General features: G+C 40.8%; 14 protein-coding genes. 10 read left to right on the top strand and 4 right to left on the bottom strand.

What is annotated here, in order from left to right; translation table 11 throughout:
- The first annotated feature begins 24 nt into the window (after positions 1-24).
- The 3 genes from dnaG to ACXZ1K_RS01735 are packed head-to-tail and all read left to right on the top strand — an operon-like array spanning position 25 to position 3430.
- Positions 25-1989 carry a DNA primase gene (gene dnaG / locus ACXZ1K_RS01745; protein WP_458971660.1) on the top strand — a complete coding sequence of 655 codons (1965 nt, stop codon included), beginning with the start codon at positions 25-27 and terminating at the stop codon, positions 1987-1989.
- A complete protein-coding gene (locus tag ACXZ1K_RS01740) occupies positions 1990-2352 on the top strand; it encodes a YraN family protein (RefSeq protein WP_458971659.1) in 363 nt (120 codons plus the stop codon).
- The gene (locus ACXZ1K_RS01735) at positions 2333-3430 is read left to right on the top strand and encodes a glutaminyl-peptide cyclotransferase (RefSeq protein WP_458971658.1); all 1098 of its coding nucleotides are present in this window, start codon (positions 2333-2335) and stop codon (positions 3428-3430) included. Before ACXZ1K_RS01740 ends, ACXZ1K_RS01735 begins: the two co-directional genes overlap by 20 nt.
- A gap of 22 nt (positions 3431-3452) precedes the next feature.
- On the opposite strand, the gene ACXZ1K_RS01730 is transcribed toward ACXZ1K_RS01735, so the two are convergent.
- Entirely contained in the window at positions 3453-3989 is a 537-nt protein-coding gene (locus tag ACXZ1K_RS01730; RefSeq protein ID WP_458971657.1) for a DUF4251 domain-containing protein, read from the bottom strand.
- A gap of 191 nt (positions 3990-4180) precedes the next feature.
- Positions 4181-5827, bottom strand: coding sequence for a glucose-6-phosphate isomerase (gene pgi / locus ACXZ1K_RS01725; RefSeq protein WP_458971656.1), 1647 nt, complete (start codon positions 5825-5827; stop codon positions 4181-4183).
- A 120-nt stretch (positions 5828-5947) separates the two neighbouring features.
- Between pgi and ACXZ1K_RS01720 the strand changes: the two genes are divergently transcribed.
- From ACXZ1K_RS01720 to ACXZ1K_RS01710, 3 genes are all read left to right on the top strand, one after another.
- Entirely contained in the window at positions 5948-7252 is a 1305-nt protein-coding gene (locus ACXZ1K_RS01720; protein WP_458971655.1) for an amidohydrolase, read from the top strand.
- Between the two features lie 37 nt (positions 7253-7289).
- Positions 7290-8364 (top strand): peptide chain release factor 2 gene (gene prfB, locus ACXZ1K_RS01715; protein WP_458971654.1). Its coding sequence is split into 2 segments (ribosomal slippage): positions 7290-7349 and positions 7351-8364, totalling 1074 coding nucleotides; the frame shifts between segments, so codons are not numbered across the junction.
- A 2-nt stretch (positions 8365-8366) separates the two neighbouring features.
- Complete coding sequence (locus ACXZ1K_RS01710) at positions 8367-9281, top strand: alpha/beta hydrolase (protein ID WP_458971653.1); 915 nt, start codon at positions 8367-8369, stop codon at positions 9279-9281.
- Here ACXZ1K_RS01710 and ACXZ1K_RS01705 read toward each other — a convergent pair.
- Positions 9276-10145 carry a transglutaminase-like domain-containing protein gene (locus tag ACXZ1K_RS01705; RefSeq protein WP_458971652.1) on the bottom strand — a complete coding sequence of 290 codons (870 nt, stop codon included), beginning with the start codon at positions 10143-10145 and terminating at the stop codon, positions 9276-9278. The genes ACXZ1K_RS01710 and ACXZ1K_RS01705 overlap by 6 nt on opposite strands.
- A 35-nt stretch (positions 10146-10180) precedes the next feature.
- Between ACXZ1K_RS01705 and ACXZ1K_RS01700 the strand changes: the two genes are divergently transcribed.
- Together ACXZ1K_RS01700 and ACXZ1K_RS01695 are read left to right on the top strand one after the other, a co-directional pair.
- The gene (locus tag ACXZ1K_RS01700; RefSeq protein WP_458971651.1) at positions 10181-10963 is read left to right on the top strand and encodes an O-methyltransferase; all 783 of its coding nucleotides are present in this window, start codon (positions 10181-10183) and stop codon (positions 10961-10963) included.
- Between the two features lie 124 nt (positions 10964-11087).
- Positions 11088-12980 carry a M56 family metallopeptidase gene (locus ACXZ1K_RS01695; RefSeq protein ID WP_458971650.1) on the top strand — a complete coding sequence of 631 codons (1893 nt, stop codon included), beginning with the start codon at positions 11088-11090 and terminating at the stop codon, positions 12978-12980.
- A 4-nt stretch (positions 12981-12984) separates the two neighbouring features.
- On the opposite strand, the gene ACXZ1K_RS01690 is transcribed toward ACXZ1K_RS01695, so the two are convergent.
- On the bottom strand, positions 12985-14115 hold the full coding sequence (locus ACXZ1K_RS01690; protein ID WP_458971649.1) for a polymerase: 1131 nt from the start codon (positions 14113-14115) through the stop codon (positions 12985-12987).
- A 180-nt stretch (positions 14116-14295) separates the two neighbouring features.
- Between ACXZ1K_RS01690 and ACXZ1K_RS01685 the strand changes: the two genes are divergently transcribed.
- Both ACXZ1K_RS01685 and ACXZ1K_RS01680 read left to right on the top strand, forming a co-directional pair.
- Positions 14296-15273 (top strand): deoxyhypusine synthase family protein, encoded by a 978-nt coding sequence (locus tag ACXZ1K_RS01685; RefSeq protein ID WP_458971648.1) that lies wholly within the window; start codon positions 14296-14298, stop codon positions 15271-15273.
- Between the two features lie 252 nt (positions 15274-15525).
- Positions 15526-16821: a c-type cytochrome gene (locus ACXZ1K_RS01680; protein WP_458971647.1), complete on the top strand. Its 1296-nt coding sequence runs from the start codon at positions 15526-15528 to the stop codon at positions 16819-16821.
- Positions 16822-16848 lie beyond the last annotated feature (27 nt).

Genomic DNA, 16848 nt, shown 5'->3' with positions numbered 1-16848 from the left:
ATCGCCTTCTTTTTACACTAACATATGATTAATCAGGAGACCATTAGCAAAATCATGGACACAGCTCGTATAGAGGAAGTCGTGGGTGATTTTGTGGCTTTAAAAAAGCGTGGTACCAGTTTAATTGGCAACTGTCCTTTTCATAACGAGAAGACCCCATCCTTCCATGTTTCGGTAACCAAGGGGATCTATAAGTGTTTTGGCTGCGGTAAGGGTGGCGATTCTGTCCATTTTATTATGGATCATGAGAAGTATTCTTATCCGGAAGCCCTAAAGTTCCTGGCCAATAAATATAATATAGAGGTAGAGGAGACTGTACAGTCGCCGCAGAATATAGAACTCCAGAATGCGAGAGAAAGCCTATATATCGTCTCAGAGTATGCATCAGCATTCTTCGCCAATGAGCTTTGGACCGGAGATGAAGGCAGGTCTATTGGCTTAAGTTACTTTAAGGAGCGTGGCTTTAGGGAGGACATCGTTAAGAAGTTCCAGCTCGGTTATTCACCTGATGTATGGGATGCCTTGATACAGGCTGCAGTTGCTGCAGGGCATAAAGAAGAATACCTGGAGAAGACAGGTTTGTCTATTCGAAACGACAAGGGTAAACTGTACGACAGGTTTAGGGGAAGGGTGATGTTCCCAATCCACAATTTCACCGGAAGGATTATTGGCTTCGGAGGGAGAACGCTCAAAACTGATAAAAATGTTCCTAAGTATGTCAACTCACCAGAGAGCGACATCTACCATAAATCAAACGTACTATACGGGCTCTACCATGCTAAAAAGGCAATAAGGGAAACTGATAACTGTTATTTGGTTGAAGGTTATGCAGATGTGCTTTCAGTGCATCAGGCTGGGGTAGAGAATGTAGTTGCATCTTCAGGTACGTCACTCACTACCGAGCAGATCAGGATGATCGGCCGCTTTACTGAGAATGTGACTATCCTTTACGATGGTGATGCGGCAGGGATTAAAGCATCGCTGCGCGGACTGGACATGATCCTGGAGGAGGGCTTAAATGTTAAGGTTGTTTCTTTTCCTGATGGGCACGATCCAGATTCTTACATGCACCGTGTGGGCGCTGGAGAATTTAGGAAGTACATTGAAAATACCCGCAAGGATTTTATTCTTTATAAGGCCAATATTTTATTGGCGGAAGCAGGAACTGACCCTATTAAAAGGGCAGGGATCATTAGGGATATTGTTGAGAGTATATCGAAGATTCCAGATGACATCAAGGCTTCAATCTTTATCAGGGAATGCAGTGGACTGCTGCAGGTGGAAGAGCGCATCCTCTTATCAGAACTCAATAAAATGCGCGCCGCCAGGTTTAAGAAGGCAAGCAACAATAACAATGCCCCTCAACAACACCAGCAACAGTTTCCCGATGGGCCGCCAGACAATCTTTTTGAAAACCCAGACCCTTCTGTACCACTTGGAGAAACAAAACAAGAAGCGGACGACGATAACCTGCAGGAGCAGGAAATTGTAAGATTATTATTGGCTTTCGGCCATGAATTGGTGAACTGGGATAAGATAGACAACATGTATATCGGGTCGTTCATCATGCAAAACTTGTCGGACGTTACCTTTGAGAATCAGCTATGCAAAATTATTATCGATACCTACCGTGAAGAGATAGAAAATGGGCACCTGCCTGTTGCCAATCAATTTATTAAAAGTGATAACCGCGAAATTGCAGATTTAGCCATTACCCTATCCACCTCTCCCTATATGCTCAGTGAAAACTGGTATAACAAACATAAGATTTACGTAAGGGACGAAACTGTCAACTTAAAAGCAACGATCTTAGGTGGCATTTTTCACTTGAAGAAGCGCAAGGTAGACCGCATGCTACTGAACTTGTTACACGAAATAAAAGTAGAGGTAGATCCTGTAAATCAGGAAATACTGATGCAGCGTTATTCTTTTATTAAAGGAGTGGAGAAAGAGATCTCTAAGTTTCTTGGTTCTGTAATATTAAAGTAGATGGCCAGTCACAATGATCTTGGTAAAAGAGGGGAAGAGATTGCTAAGGATTACTTAGAGAATAAAGGTTACTACATGCTGCGCATGAACTGGAAACATGCCCGCGCAGAGATAGATCTGATTGCCATGTTTGAAGGCATATTGATCTTTGTAGAAGTGAAAACCAGAAGTTCAATTGATTATGGTGAGCCTGAGGATTTTGTTGACTGGAAAAAGGAAAGGCAACTGGAGTTTGCTTCACTGGCCTTTATTGAACAGCAAGAACATGCCGGAGAGATCAGGTTTGACGTGATTGCCATTACCTTTGAAGATAGAAATACCTATAAAATTAATCACATAGAAGATGCATTCTGGCCTAGTTAAAACCCGCAACCAACGCTTTCAAAAATTATTGATCTGCATGCTTTTACCAGCAATGCTTACCATTGGATCTTGTAAGCAAGATGCAGCTACCAGCACTATTGGTTTCAAATATCCCGAGCAAGGTCAGCTTTTTTCTCTTGGGGAAGATGTGAAGCTTGCGCTGGATATCCCCAAAGGACAACAAATTAATTCGGCAACTTATCTTGTTGATGGTAAACAGGTAGCGCAAAAGAATAGTGCAGATTCCATCACCATCAAAACTGAAGGACTTTCTGTAGGCTATAAATTGATCAGCGTGATCCTGGACAATGGGAGTAAGAAAGATACCCTAACCACAAATATTGTACTGAAGGCGGGCACGAAGCCTGCTTTGTATAGTTATAAAGTAGTTAATATATTTCCGCATGATACCGCAGCATATACGCAAGGATTGGAATACCATAACGGGAGATTTTTGGAAAGTACGGGGCTAGAGGGCCACTCTACACTACGCTGGGTAAATCCTAAAACAGGAATACCTATTCAAAAGGTAAGTATAGATAAGCAGTATTTTGGAGAAGGATCTACCTTAGTGGGCGATAAGATTGTTATGCTGACCTGGCAAGGGAATATTGGATTTGTATTCGATGCCAGTACACTGGCTCAAAAAGGAAGCTTCCCATACCAAAACAGTAGAGAGGGTTGGGGCTTGTGTTTTGACGGCAAACAACTCATTAAATCAGATGGCACCAACAGGATTTATTTTTTGAATAAGGATTCTTACAAAGAAGAAAGCGCGATAGATGTGTATGATAATGAAGGACCGGTAAATTCGATAAACGAATTGGAATATATTGATGGAAAACTTTATGCAAACATTTATACCAAAGATTACCTGGTGGTCATCGACCCTCAGTCAGGCATCGTAGAAAAGAAGATAGACATGTCTGGCCTGCTGGCTAAGGGATACAAGGTAACGGACGGTGATAAAGAGATTGATGTTTTAAATGGAATAGCCTGGGATAAAGAAGGTAAGCGGTTATATGTTACCGGAAAGAAATGGCCTAAGCTGTTTGAAATAACGTTAGTTCCCCAATAATAGGGAACTAACGGGAGTTCTTTTAGTTGGAAGCGATCTTAGCTGGATCACTGATGTAGCCATTGTAAGAGATGGTTTGTCTGTTGTTACTCACCACGCTTAAAGAAGCATAACCATTTGGCGTAATATTTAAGGTCATAGACAGCACATCACCCTTTGTATCTTCAGGTTTGATGGTTACGATATAATTTCCTTTTTTCTTTTTATCTGCTTTATAGCTGTATTCTTTTGAATTGAACTTGATGCCACCTTCGTTAGGTGTTTTAGGAGCGTTGTAGGCCCTGCCGTAATAAGGCAAACTGGCATCAACACCTTCATCGTTTACAGTTAATTGATATCTTGAACCTGTAAGCTGTATAACACCGCCTCCCATTGCACCCGGTATCCTGTTCATTACAGCACTGATATCTGCAGAATTCATAGGTAAAGCACTTGTTGCGTTAAAAACAAAGTTCTTACCCTCCACCAATTTTGTGGTAGTTGCTTTGTCAGTTTGGGCAGATGCCTGGATTGCGATGAAGAGCACGGCAACCATTAAAATGTTTTTAAGCTTTTTCATGATTCTTTAGTTTAATTTATGAATATATATATTTGGTTTTATTTAAGTGAATATACAAAATAAAACCTGATTTAATTTATTAGATGATGTCTATTTTCTTGTATAAGAACAAATTAGGGGCCAAAAGGTTTAATCCCTGGCCCCTGGTAACGTCATATTTCACTGTCTGTTTATCCTGATGGAGACTTTGCTTATCTCCAGGCTTTGTACTGATTGATCAAACCATTGGTAGATCCGTCATGCGAGGTTACCTCACTATCATCTGCCAGTTCAGGCAAAATGCTTTTTGCCAATTGCTTGCCCAGTTCCACTCCCCATTGATCAAAGCTAAAGATGTTCCAGATGATACCCTGAACAAAGATCTTATGTTCATAAATGGCAATCAGGTTACCTAAGCTAAAAGGAGTAACCTTTTTAAGGATGATAGAGTTGGTTGGTCTGTTGCCTTCAAACACTTTAAAAGGAGCCAGTTTTTCGATCTCTTCTGCAGATTTACCGTCTTTTTTGAGTTCCTCAACTACCTGTTCTTTAGTCTTGCCATTCATCAATGCCTCTGTTTGCGCAAAGAAGTTAGATAGAAGGATAGGATGGTGATCGCCAATTGGGTTTAAGCTCTGCGCAGGTGCGATAAAATCACAAGGGATGAGGCGTGTGCCCTGGTGGATTAGCTGATAGAAGGCATGCTGTCCATTTGTGCCTGGCTCACCCCATATAATCGGACCAGTTTCATAGCTCACCTCATGGCCATTTCTGTCCACGTGTTTACCGTTACTTTCCATATCGCCTTGCTGGAAGTAGGCCGCAAAACGATGCATATACTGATCGTAAGGAAGGATAGCCTGTGTTTCTGCGTTAAAGAAGTTGCTGTACCACACGCCAATTAAACCCAAGATTACAGGAATGTTAATTTCAAACTCTGCAGTTTCAAAATGCTGGTCGGCCGCATGGGCACCTGCTAGCAACTGCTTAAAGTTATCAAAGCCAACGCTTAAAGCAATAGGCAATCCGATAGCACTCCATAGGGAATAGCGTCCACCTACCCAGTCCCAAAACTCAAACATGTTTTCGGTATCAATACCAAATGCGGCTACGTCTTTGGCATTGGTAGACAGGGCTGCAAAATGTTTTGCAATATCTTCTTGTTTAGCACCTTTCTCTAAAAACCAGCTGCGCGCTGTATTGGCGTTGGTCATGGTTTCCTGGGTGGTAAATGTTTTAGAGGCAACTAAGAATAAAGTAGTTTCCGGATCTACAGTCTTAAGTGTTTCGGCGATGTGTGTGCCATCAATGTTAGAAACAAAGTGCAGTTTCAGGTGATTTTTATAAGCTTTTAAGGCTTCGGTTACCATTACCGGGCCAAGATCAGATCCTCCAATACCAATATTTACTACATCAGTTATTGCTTTTCCAGTATAACCTTTCCAGTTTCCGTAGATGATCTCATGGCTAAACTTCTCCATCTTATCCAGAACGGCATGTACGTCTTTAACGACATTTTTGCCATCAACTATAATCTCGCCATTTGCAGGCTCACGTAATGCAATATGCAACACTTGTCTGCCTTCAGTTTGGTTAATTTTTTCACCAGAAAACATGGCCTTAATGGCCTCATCCAATTTGCATTCCCTAGCAAGCTGGATCAATAAAGCAATGGTGGTATCATCTACCCTGTTTTTAGAATAATCTACCAGGATGTCTTCAAAAACAAGTGAGAATTTCTCAAACCTGGCAGGATCTTCCTGGAACAATTGCTTTAAGTTTTTTTCATTAATGCTGATGAAATGGTCAGCAAGATATTTGTAGGCGTCTGTCTCTGTAAAATTTATTGTTGGGAACATATAAATGTGTTTTTTGTAAATGTAGCAGTTTATTTTATTTGGTAAAGTCTGTTATTGATAATTGCTGTACAATGGAATTATCGGCCGATAATACTATATTTAGCATAAAAAAGCCGGCCCATGAAAAAACTTTACTTTATCCTGTTTGTGCTCTTAACCTTTAACGCTGCCGCACAGAAAAATATTTTCCGACCGGCTATCTCAAAAAAAGCATTATCTATTGAAGAAAAGGTGATTGCCTGGCGCAGGGACCTTCATGAACACCCGGAACTGGGCAACAACGAAGTGAGAACAGCAGGCATAGTTGCCGAACATTTAAAATCGCTGGGGATTGAAGTAAAAACAGGCGTGGCCAAAACAGGCGTAGTAGGAATACTAAAAGGCGGTAAGCCGGGACCAGTTGTAGCGCTCAGGGCTGATATGGATGCATTGCCGGTAACTGAACGTGGAAACCTTCCTTTTGCATCTAAGGTTAAAGCCGTTTATAACGGACAAGAAGTTGGCGTAATGCATGCCTGCGGTCACGATACCCATGTAGCCATACTGATGGGAGTAGCCGAAGTGCTGGCCTCCATGAAAAAAGATATACCAGGGACTATCAAGTTTATATTCCAGCCTGCTGAGGAAGGAGCGCCGGTTGGCGAAGAGGGTGGTGCAGAACTAATGGTTAAAGAAGGCGTTTTGGACAACCCAAAAGTAGATGCCGTATTTGGATTGCACATCAATTCTCAAACACCAGTGGGCGACATCACCTACAGACCGGGCGGTACTATGGCCGCGGTGAACGACATGAAGATTGTGATTACCGGGAGACAGGCACATGGTGCTTATCCATGGAGCAGTATCGATCCTATTGTTATCTCTTCACAAATTGTAAATAACCTGCAGACCATCGTTAGTCGTAATCTCAATGTAACCGAAAACCCTGGTGTGGTTACGATTGGTGCTATTAACGGCGGTGTGCGCTCAAATATCATCCCAGAGAAAGTAGAGATGCTGGGAACTATTCGTAATTTCAGTAAAGAAGATGAAGCCATGTTTATCCAACGGGTAAAAACCATTGTGACCAAAACTGCAGAAGCGGGCGGTGCAACTGCTGATATCAAAATTCCATACAGTGCCCATTACCCGGTAACATTTAATGATGTGGCACTTACAGAAAAAATGCTGCCTAGCCTGCAAGCCAGTGCGGGTGCAGATCATGTTAAGTTGAAACCACCGGTTACCGGAGCGGAAGATTTTTCGTTTTACCAGGAAAAGGTTCCTGGTTTGTTTATTTTCCTGGGTGGTATGCCTAAAAATGGAGATCCGATTAAAGCGCCTTCGCACCATACACCAGATTTCTTTATCGATGAGAGCGGGTTTACACTAGGCGTGAATACTTTATGTAACCTGGCAATTGATTATATGCTTTTAAAGAAGTAATGTTCAATAATTAACAATTTTATCTAAGTTTGCGATTATGACTAAGGAACAAATTCAGGATTTAAGGGACAGAATAGCGTCGCTGAGGAGGCATCTTTGACGTCGAGACCCGATTAGAAGATATATATGTAGAGCAGCAGATGACCCTTCAGCCTAACTTTTGGGATGATCCAAAGAAAGCTGAAGCTCATATTGCGCAAATCAATTCGAAGAAAGTATGGACTGATGCCTGGCAGGAAGTGAATAGTTTGCTGGAAGACACACAGGTATTGTTTGACTTTTTCCAAAATGGGGATGCTACAGCAGATGAAATGCAAGAGCAATTTGATCTTTGCCGTGAAGCGGTTGAGAATCTGGAGCTCAAAAATATGCTTAAGAATAAGGAAGACCAGCTTCCGGCTGTAATGCAAATTACAGCTGGTGCAGGTGGTACCGAAAGTTGCGATTGGGCAGCCATGCTGATGCGAATGTACATCATGTGGGGAGAAAAGAACGGCTATAAAGTATCTGAACAGGATTATCAGGAGGGGGAAATTGCCGGAGTAAAATCTGTTACGATACAATTTGTTGGTGACTTTGCTTACGGGTACCTGAAGGGAGAAAATGGGGTACACCGATTGGTCAGGATCTCACCTTTTGATTCTAACGCCAGGAGGCATACCTCGTTTGCATCGGTATACGTCTATCCTTTGGTGGATGATACCATAGAAATCGAAGTGAAGGACTCTGAAATAGAGTTTGAGACTTTCAGGTCTGGTGGTGCAGGCGGCCAAAATGTGAATAAGGTAGAGACGGCAGTTAGGTTATACCACAAACCATCTGGCATTGTGATCAAGAATCAGGAGTCCAGGTCGCAGTTACAAAATAAAGAGAACGCAATCCGATTGTTAAAGTCGCAACTGTATGAGGCAGAGATCAGGAAGCGAATGGAAGCAACGGCTTTAATAGAAGGGAGTAAGAAGAAAATAGAGTGGGGGTCGCAAATCAGAAGTTATGTGCTGGACGACAGGAGGGTTAAAGATCACCGGACTAATTTTCAATCTTCAAACCCTCAGGCGGTATTGGATGGCGATCTTAATGAATTTTTAAAAGCGTATTTAATGGAGTTTTAATTATGAAATATCTAACAGCATTATTCATGGTCTTTATGTCCGGTAGTTTAATGGCACAGGAAGTGATTAACCTTTACGAAGGAAAGATCCCCGGATCAAAAGTAACACCTGAAAATTACAAAGAAGATGGCCCTATGGGTGCCGATGGTATAACAAGGGCCAGCAAAGTTTCCGTCCCTACGTTAATCGCTTTTTACCCTGCAAAGGGCACGGTGGCAAATGGCTCAGCAGTAATAATTTGTCCCGGTGGGGGTTATGGCATTTTAGCCATTGATTATGAAGGCTATGATGTGGCAAAAAGATTTAACCAGTTGGGTGTGACAGCGTTTGTATTAAAATACCGTTTGCCAAGTGATGCGATCATGGAAGATAAGTCGTTCGGACCACTTATGGATGCAGAACAGGCTATTTACTTAGTCAGAAAGAATGCAGTAAAATGGAACATCAACCCAGCTAAAATTGGGATCATGGGTTTCTCGGCAGGCGGACATCTCGCATCTACGCTGACCGTGCATTATGATGATGTGAAGATCACTAATAAGGAAAAGCTTAGTTTGCGCCCAGACTTTTCTATTCTGGCTTATCCGGTAGTTACATTTGGAGAATATACCCATCAGGGTTCTATGGATAATTTACTTGGTGCAAACCCTACCCAGTCACAAAAAGACTATTTCTCTAACGAAAAACATGTAACGGCAAATACGCCACCAACCTTTATGGTACATGCTAACGACGATGGGGCAGTTCCGGTGCAGAACAGTATGCAGTTTGATGCCGCATTGGTCAAAGCGAAAGTAAGGGCAGAGCTGCATGTTTACCAAAATGGCGGGCATGGTTTTGCGTTGAACAACAAGACCACTACAGACGACTGGTTTGTGCGTTTGGAAAATTGGATGAAGGCCAATAAATTTTTATAGGTCCGTATTGACCAGGATGTCCTGCAGTTCTTTTAGTTCCTCTACCTTTTCTTGAGAACCGAGGTTTTCATAAGCAGAGATCAGGTTTCTGATCACCCTTCTTATGATTTCTACATTGCTGCAAGGGGCGTAAAAGCCGGGTTGAGGATCAAGATTTAGCTGACGTAAAAACTGATCAACATCATGTTTTCCAAAAATAGCCCCTTTATTAAAAGCATTAATGTAAAACAATACCCCAAATTCCTGCTCCTCTCGCTTGGTTTCGTCTATATAGCCCAATATAAAATGCTGGGGAAGGTTAACTCCATAAACGGGAATGTCCAGCTTTTGCGCAAGTGTGGAGTAGATAATTGCCAATGAGATCTGATTACCTTTTTTACTTTCTATGACCTGGCTCATAAAAGAGTTCTGTGGGTCCAAGTGGTTTTTGGTATTGCCAGCAAAGCCGTAGACATTGTAAAAAACATGGTTAATCAGCTTTATTTTTTCAATAGAGCTCATCTCATACTGTAACCCAACCCAAATTTCTCTTTTAATTTCCTCTAGCTGGAAGATTACTTTATCTTCATCCAGATCTGGATATTGGTAGCGGTTAATTACCAACGCACCCTGTAAAAGATCAAAGGCACCACTTTGATACCATAAATTTAGATCTTCTTTTACATTGTTGAACTGAATTTTATGAACAATATTCTCTATACGTTGTTGTAGCAAAGCATCTAAAGAATGTTCCCATGTATTTTCAAGGAAATCTATTACTTCATTACCATATTCCAGCAGTCGCCCTTCGACGTGTTGATACACTTCCTGGTCAGGATCATCCAGAAGTTTTACTAGAGCATTTATTTCTTTAACGTTTTCCATTAAACATACAAATTTGAATCCCTACTTTTGCGGTTATGGTCTTTAATTTCATTAGCGATTATTTAAAACATCGCCTTACGTCAAAAAGCAGACATGGCACCCACTCACCATTTGTTTACAAGCTAGCTGATGAGGTAATTTACGATTTTAAGTCTAAAACTGACTATAAAACAATTGAAGATCAGCGAAAAAAACTTTTGAATGACGATTCTACCGTAACTGTGACCGATTTAGGTGCTGGTTCCCATCTTAATAAGAATAGAACTAAGAAAGTAAAACAGATTGCAAAGAATGCATTAAAGAACCCGAGACTGGCGCAGCTTATTTACCGACTAGCTAAAAACAACCATCCCAAAAGTATAGTAGAGTTGGGGACATGTCTGGGCATCACGACAGCATATTTATCTAAAGCCTGTCCCGATGCAGACATCATTACAATTGAAGGCTGCCCTGAAACAGCAAAAGTAGCATACAATAACTTTAGGGCTTTAGACTTGGATAATGTAGAATTACAGGTAGGTAACTTCGATGTGCTGTTGCCTACGGTGATTAAAGAACATCCACAGCTGGATTTTGTATATGTAGACGGGAACCATCGAAAGGATGCTACCATAAATTATTTCAACTGGTGCCTGCCTAAGGTACATGAGGGATCTCTGCTTATTTTCGACGATATTTATTGGAGTGAGGGTATGAAAGAAGCCTGGGAAGAAATTAAGGCCAACCCGCAAGTAACTGTTACAGTCGATCTATTTTGGATAGGTTTAGTTTACTTCAAAAAAGGCCAGGTAAAGGAGCATTTCAAATTAAAGTTTTAAATTAATGCGGTTATAATCAGATTATTGATAAGTTAAGTTAGCTTATGCTATCAATAACTGAAAAAACAGTTGTAAAACTAAAATATAAGTTATAGTTTTAGGGTATGGAACAATACCTTAACTAATGGAATGGTTAACCTACCTCTTTAAAGTAAGTGCCTGCATGGCCTTGTTTTATGCTTTTTACTATGTATTTCTACAAAAGCTAACCTTCTTTAGTACCAATAGGTATTATTTGCTGATCACCATGATATTCAGCTTTATCATACCTGCATTGCAGATAGAGTTGCAAACGCTGGAACATGTACCGTTAATACCAATGCCATCACCCATTGTTTACGAAGGCACAATCGGAAATCCACAAATAAGTAGAACGGAACCTGTGCAATTGTCGCCCGCTATTGTTGAAGCAACTTATAACTGGGAGCAATTAACCATCATTATCTATTGTAGTGTTGCGGTAATTTTTTTGATCCTATTTCTTATTCAAATAGCCAGACTTTTGCTCAATACTAGGAGGAAGCATGTAAGCTATGGTAAACTTAAAGTAATTTACAAGCAAGAAGGCTTTACCAATTGTTCCTTTTTCAATTATGTGTTTGTAAGTGAGCCTGATCTTACTTCAAAAGAGATGACCGTTCTCCTTCAGCACGAAAGTATCCATGCATTCAGATATCATTCCATTGACAAACTATTTGCTGCATTTTGCAGGGTAGTGCTTTGGTTTAACCCGATAGCTTATTTCTATGAGAAATCTTTAGATCAAGTTCATGAATACGATGCAGATTATGCTACTTCTTTGGCTGTTGGCAATCGATCTTATGCCAGTTTGCTGCTTAGCGTGGCGTCCGGACAAATCAACTTATCCCTGGTCAATAATTTTGTGAAAAGCCCGCTTAAAGAAAGAATTAAAATGTTATTTGCTTCTGAATCCAATCATATGAAAAAGTTGATGTACCTCACTGCCATTCCTATTGGCCTTATCCTAATTTGGCTATTTGCCGTAGAAGTAGTTTATGCGCAGACCAAGGCAGCTGATCCGGTTATCAAAAGTAAAACATCTGCGCAATCCAACAAATTTATTCAAGTAATAGAAAGCAAATTCGCAAATGATGGGAGCCTCGCACTCACCTTTATCGTAACTCCGCCTTACGGACAGGCCGTAAAAAATGTGGCAATGGGCGGCACGGAAATTAAATTGATAATAGGTGGAAAAGTATATAATCAGAAGCAGGCAATGGCCTTAAGTCCTTCGTTCTTAAAGAGATTAAGTTTGGTTAGAGGTGATGGACGAGGACATGAGTTTGATTTGCCGGGACTAAGCTCAGATGATTACGTTGTCTGGTTTGGTAAAGAACCTAAACTTACCTACTGGGAATTTAAGAATCGAGAAGCCTCAAAGTATTATACTGGCCGTACTTTCTATGGAAAAGTTGTGGAGCACTTTTACCCTGAAAATCGTTTTCAATCAAGTGGATTTGTTGTTCAACAAGATAACGGAGTGAAAGTGCTAGCTTACGTATCGATGGAATTTGTAAAGTTAGTGAACAAACAAATGAAGATAGGAGACCGAGTGAAAATAAAAGCGTTTAACGGATATTTCGCTCAAGGAAGGAACTACCCTGAAGTCGGTTCCGGTACTTATAGTAAAAATGGGAAAGTAATTTTTGATAGGAATCGGTTTATCGTCGATGACAGACCTGAGGGTGTTCGAACTAATTACAGCACCCTTGCAAATATCGAATTCAAAGCCGGGGATTCTGTTAGATATTCTAAAGATAGAAAAATCGTAGATCTATATGGCAATGTAAAGCTTTCCCTGGATTCTATTGTTATTAATGCAGACCACGTCAACGTAAACAACTACACCAAAATTGTAACGGCTCACAAAGGGAAAATCAGTTCTCCTTATAAAGATGTCGACTTGAGCAGTGATTTAATCATCTATAGCCTCAATACAAAGAAATATCAGCTTGCTGACCAGGCCGACTTCAATAAAGCCAGCAAAAGATTCTAGTATTTTAAAAAGCCTCCGCCAAACTGATGTAAAACCCAGTCTGGCGTTTCTCGTTTACCCGTTTTTCTCCAATACCATAATCTACCCTGACACTTAAACCTTTTTCCGGATCGAAGAAATATCGTCCTCCCGCACCGTAGGAGGGTTTGAAATTTTTAACTGCAAGCCCGCCATTAGCAAATACTTGCCCCCTGCCTGCAAAGGCCGCAAGCCCGAACCTGTTATTATACCTGTAACGCAGTTCAGCTTGGCCCGCCAATAGGTTTTTATCTCGGAAGCGCCCGGTGTAGTAGCCCCTCATCATTTCATCGTTTCCCAGTTGAGGAAGCAAATAGAATGGTGTGTTTTTACCCTGAATGGAATGGAATAAAGCGTTAACACCCAAAACAAATTTCCTGGACAGCGGCCAGAAATTACGAACATTTGCTTTAATCAGGCTTCCTGTAAAGTTTTCACCACCATAAAAATCTGGTGCATATTGGTAAGTTACGCGGCCCATAAAGCCTTTAGTGGTGTAATTATTTGAATTTCTAGTGTCATAGCTTTGCGAAATGCCCGCATAGATTACAGAACCGCCAATTTTGTGCAAGAGAGTTTGGTCGGTAGTGAAAATCCCGCCCACTACATCATCGTCAAAATGATAATTCTCAAATCCCAGGGAAATGCCGGTGTAGGTGTGTTTTGCCAGCATCTTTTCTGCCTCAAATACCAATTTCACAGAACCTTGCACCAGTCTGTCTTTATCTGCTTCAGCTGTACTGTTACCAATGCCAAAGAAATCAAAAGGCATTCTCTTAAACCGAGCTTCGCCGATGTAATGGTATTCGTTCTTTTTAGACCAGATATCGCTTTTAAGAGAAACATTGTACTGTCCTTTTGTGGAAACAGATAAGACCGTACTGAAGTTAGAACTGCGGTTTGTTAAGTCGGCCCGGTCCAAATACGTAGAAAAAAGTGCCCCCAATCCAAATTCAATGCCTATTTCCTGACTGTATCTAAAAACTGGAACGGGCATAAAGCTTGCCCGCCTTGAAGAATCTGTTTTATCGGACAGATAGCGTTCAATCAATTTCTTTTGTCCAAATACGTTTGCAGCTATAAAAAAGAGGATTGTGCAAAGCGGAATTTTCTTCATCGGCCTAAAATAAAGGAATTATTTAAATATAATCCCGCTATAGCAAGTTTAAGACCATAAATAGCAAAAGCCGGCTGTATCCGGTTTGTCGGTCAAATTTGCTTTAGTGTCCATTGCCAGTAGAAAATTAGATCATGAATAATTAAATACCTACTTTTGCGCCCAACAAAATTGATCAATATGAGTACAAGAGGACCAATATCCCAATTTATGGAGCGCAATTACCTCCATTTTAATGCTGCGGCGATGATGGATGCAGCTAAAGGATACGAAACACACCTGGATGAAGGCGGCAAAATGATGATCACCCTTGCAGGGGCCATGAGCACCGCAGAGTTGGGTATATCATTAGCCGAAATGATCAGACAAGATAAAGTTGCGATCATTTCATGCACAGGAGCTAACCTGGAAGAAGATATTATGAATCTCGTGGCACATTCACACTACAAGCGCGTTCCAAATTACCGTGATTTGAGTCCGCAGGACGAGTGGGATCTTTTAGAGAACCATTACAACCGTGTTACCGATACCTGTATTCCTGAAGAAGAAGCATTTAGAAGACTACAGAAACATGTCCATAAAATATGGAAAGACGCTGATTCAGCAGGCGAGCGTTATTTCCCGCATGAATTTATGTATAAAATGTTGTTAAGTGGTGATTTGGAACAATACTATGAGATTGATCCTAAAAATTCGTGGATGCTTGCAGCTGCTGAAAAAAACCTTCCAATTGTTGTGCCGGGCTGGGAAGATTCTACCATGGGGAACATTTTTGCTTCTTATGTAATGAAATCTGAATTGAAAGCGACCACGATGAAGAGCGGTATTGAGTATATGGGCTGGCTGGCCGATTGGTATATTGCGAATAGTGGAGGAAAGGGCATTGGGTTCTTTCAAATTGGCGGTGGTATAGCTGGCGACTTCCCGATCTGTGTTGTGCCTATGCTTTATCAGGATATGGAGATGGAGAACATTCCGTTTTGGAGTTACTTTTGTCAGATTTCTGATTCCACAACTTCCTATGGTTCTTATTCAGGAGCAGTGCCTAACGAGAAAATTACCTGGGGCAAATTGGACATTCACACCCCTAAATTCATTGTAGAATCCGACGCAACAATTGTGGCGCCATTAATGTTTGCGTGGATATTAAAAATGTAATTTAAATTAACAAATAGCGCTTTACGAAATAGGCGAATCGGGAATCAGCATTTTTAAGGAAATTGCTGATTTTCGTCGTTTAAAGCACAATAGAGCAACTATTTAGATTGATTATAAATTGTATTTACTGTCATTTCTTTGTCATTGGTAAGTTAATAAATTTTACTTTTGTGGACGTTTTAGTGGGGAACTTGGGTTCAATCATCAAATACGTTTAATAAGTTTTTTAAAAAATAGCATAAAATACTCATTATGAGGGATATCTCATTGATCGTTAAAAGAGTTTGGAAGTCAGCACTGGTTTTTGCGGCTCTTTCTGTTTTAACTGTTTCTGCAACACAAGCACAAGATGTAGTAGAGGGCCGGAAATTATTCAAAGAAAATTGTAATTCTTGCCACCAGTTAACCAGCAACAGCACGGGCCCTGCCTTAACAGCGAAGTTGAATGAACTTGACGAGGCGTTTGCCATTAAATGGATCAGGAACTGGAAAGCGTTAGTTGATGCTGGCGACAAACAGGCTATCGAAGCTTCTAAGTTTTCGCCTGCGGAAATGTCTACCTTTCCACGGTTAACTGATGTACAGATTAAAAGCATCATTGCATATGCAAAAGCGGGGGAGCCTAAGAAAAAGGAGGAAGCTGGTGGTGCTACTGCTACGTCATCTGAGGGCGTATCGGACTTTTCAATAGCTGGTATTGCTGCGATCATCCTATTATCAATTGTTGTATTGGTAGTTTTAGGTCGTGCCATCAAAATGCTGGAGCGTCTAATTCTACAAAAACAAGGAGTAGTTCTTGTTGAAGATGAATCGGTTTCTTTTGCTTCTGGTGTTAAAGGTCTGTTAAAAAACAAGAAATTTGTTTTCTTCTCTATCCTTTGTCTGGTAATAACTTTAGGGTCATTTGGATGGATGGGCATGTGGAATACAGGTGTTCATACCGGATATCAGCCGGTGCAGCCAATTAAATTTTCTCATGAGCTTCATGCAGGAACAAATCAGATTGACTGTCAGTATTGTCACGCTGGTGCTTTTAAATCTAAGAATGCTACTATTCCTTCCTCAAACGTTTGTATGAACTGTCACAAATCAGTACAAGCTACAGAGAAATATGATGGTCAGATCTCGCCGGAAATTCAGAAGATCTATACTGCATTGGGTTATGATCCTGCAACACAGACTTATGATAAATCAAAAGAAAAGCCAGTTGAGTGGGTACGTGTGCACAACCTTCCTGATTTTGCTTACTTCAATCACTCTCAGCATGTGGTGGTAGCTGAAGAAGCAATCAGAAAAGAAAAAGGTTTAAAACCTAATGAGCCAGTTTGTTTTGCTTGTCATGGTCCGGTTGATACGATGTCGGAAATCTATCAGTATTCTCCACTAACCATGAAATGGTGTATCAACTGTCATAAAGATACCAAGCTGGAGGTTAAAGGAAATGCTTATTATGACAAGATCATCGAAACGCATGAGAAGATCAAAAAAGGCGAAAAAATTACACCGGCCGCCCTTGGTGGTTTAGAGTGTGGTAAATGTCACTATTAATAGAGTTTAGTCAAAAGAACGTTCGAT

The sequence above is a fragment of the Pedobacter jaeyakensis genome (assembly GCF_054461315.1).
The sequence above is the reverse complement of the archived record's forward strand: the minus strand, read 5'-3'. Positions and strand labels throughout refer to the sequence as shown.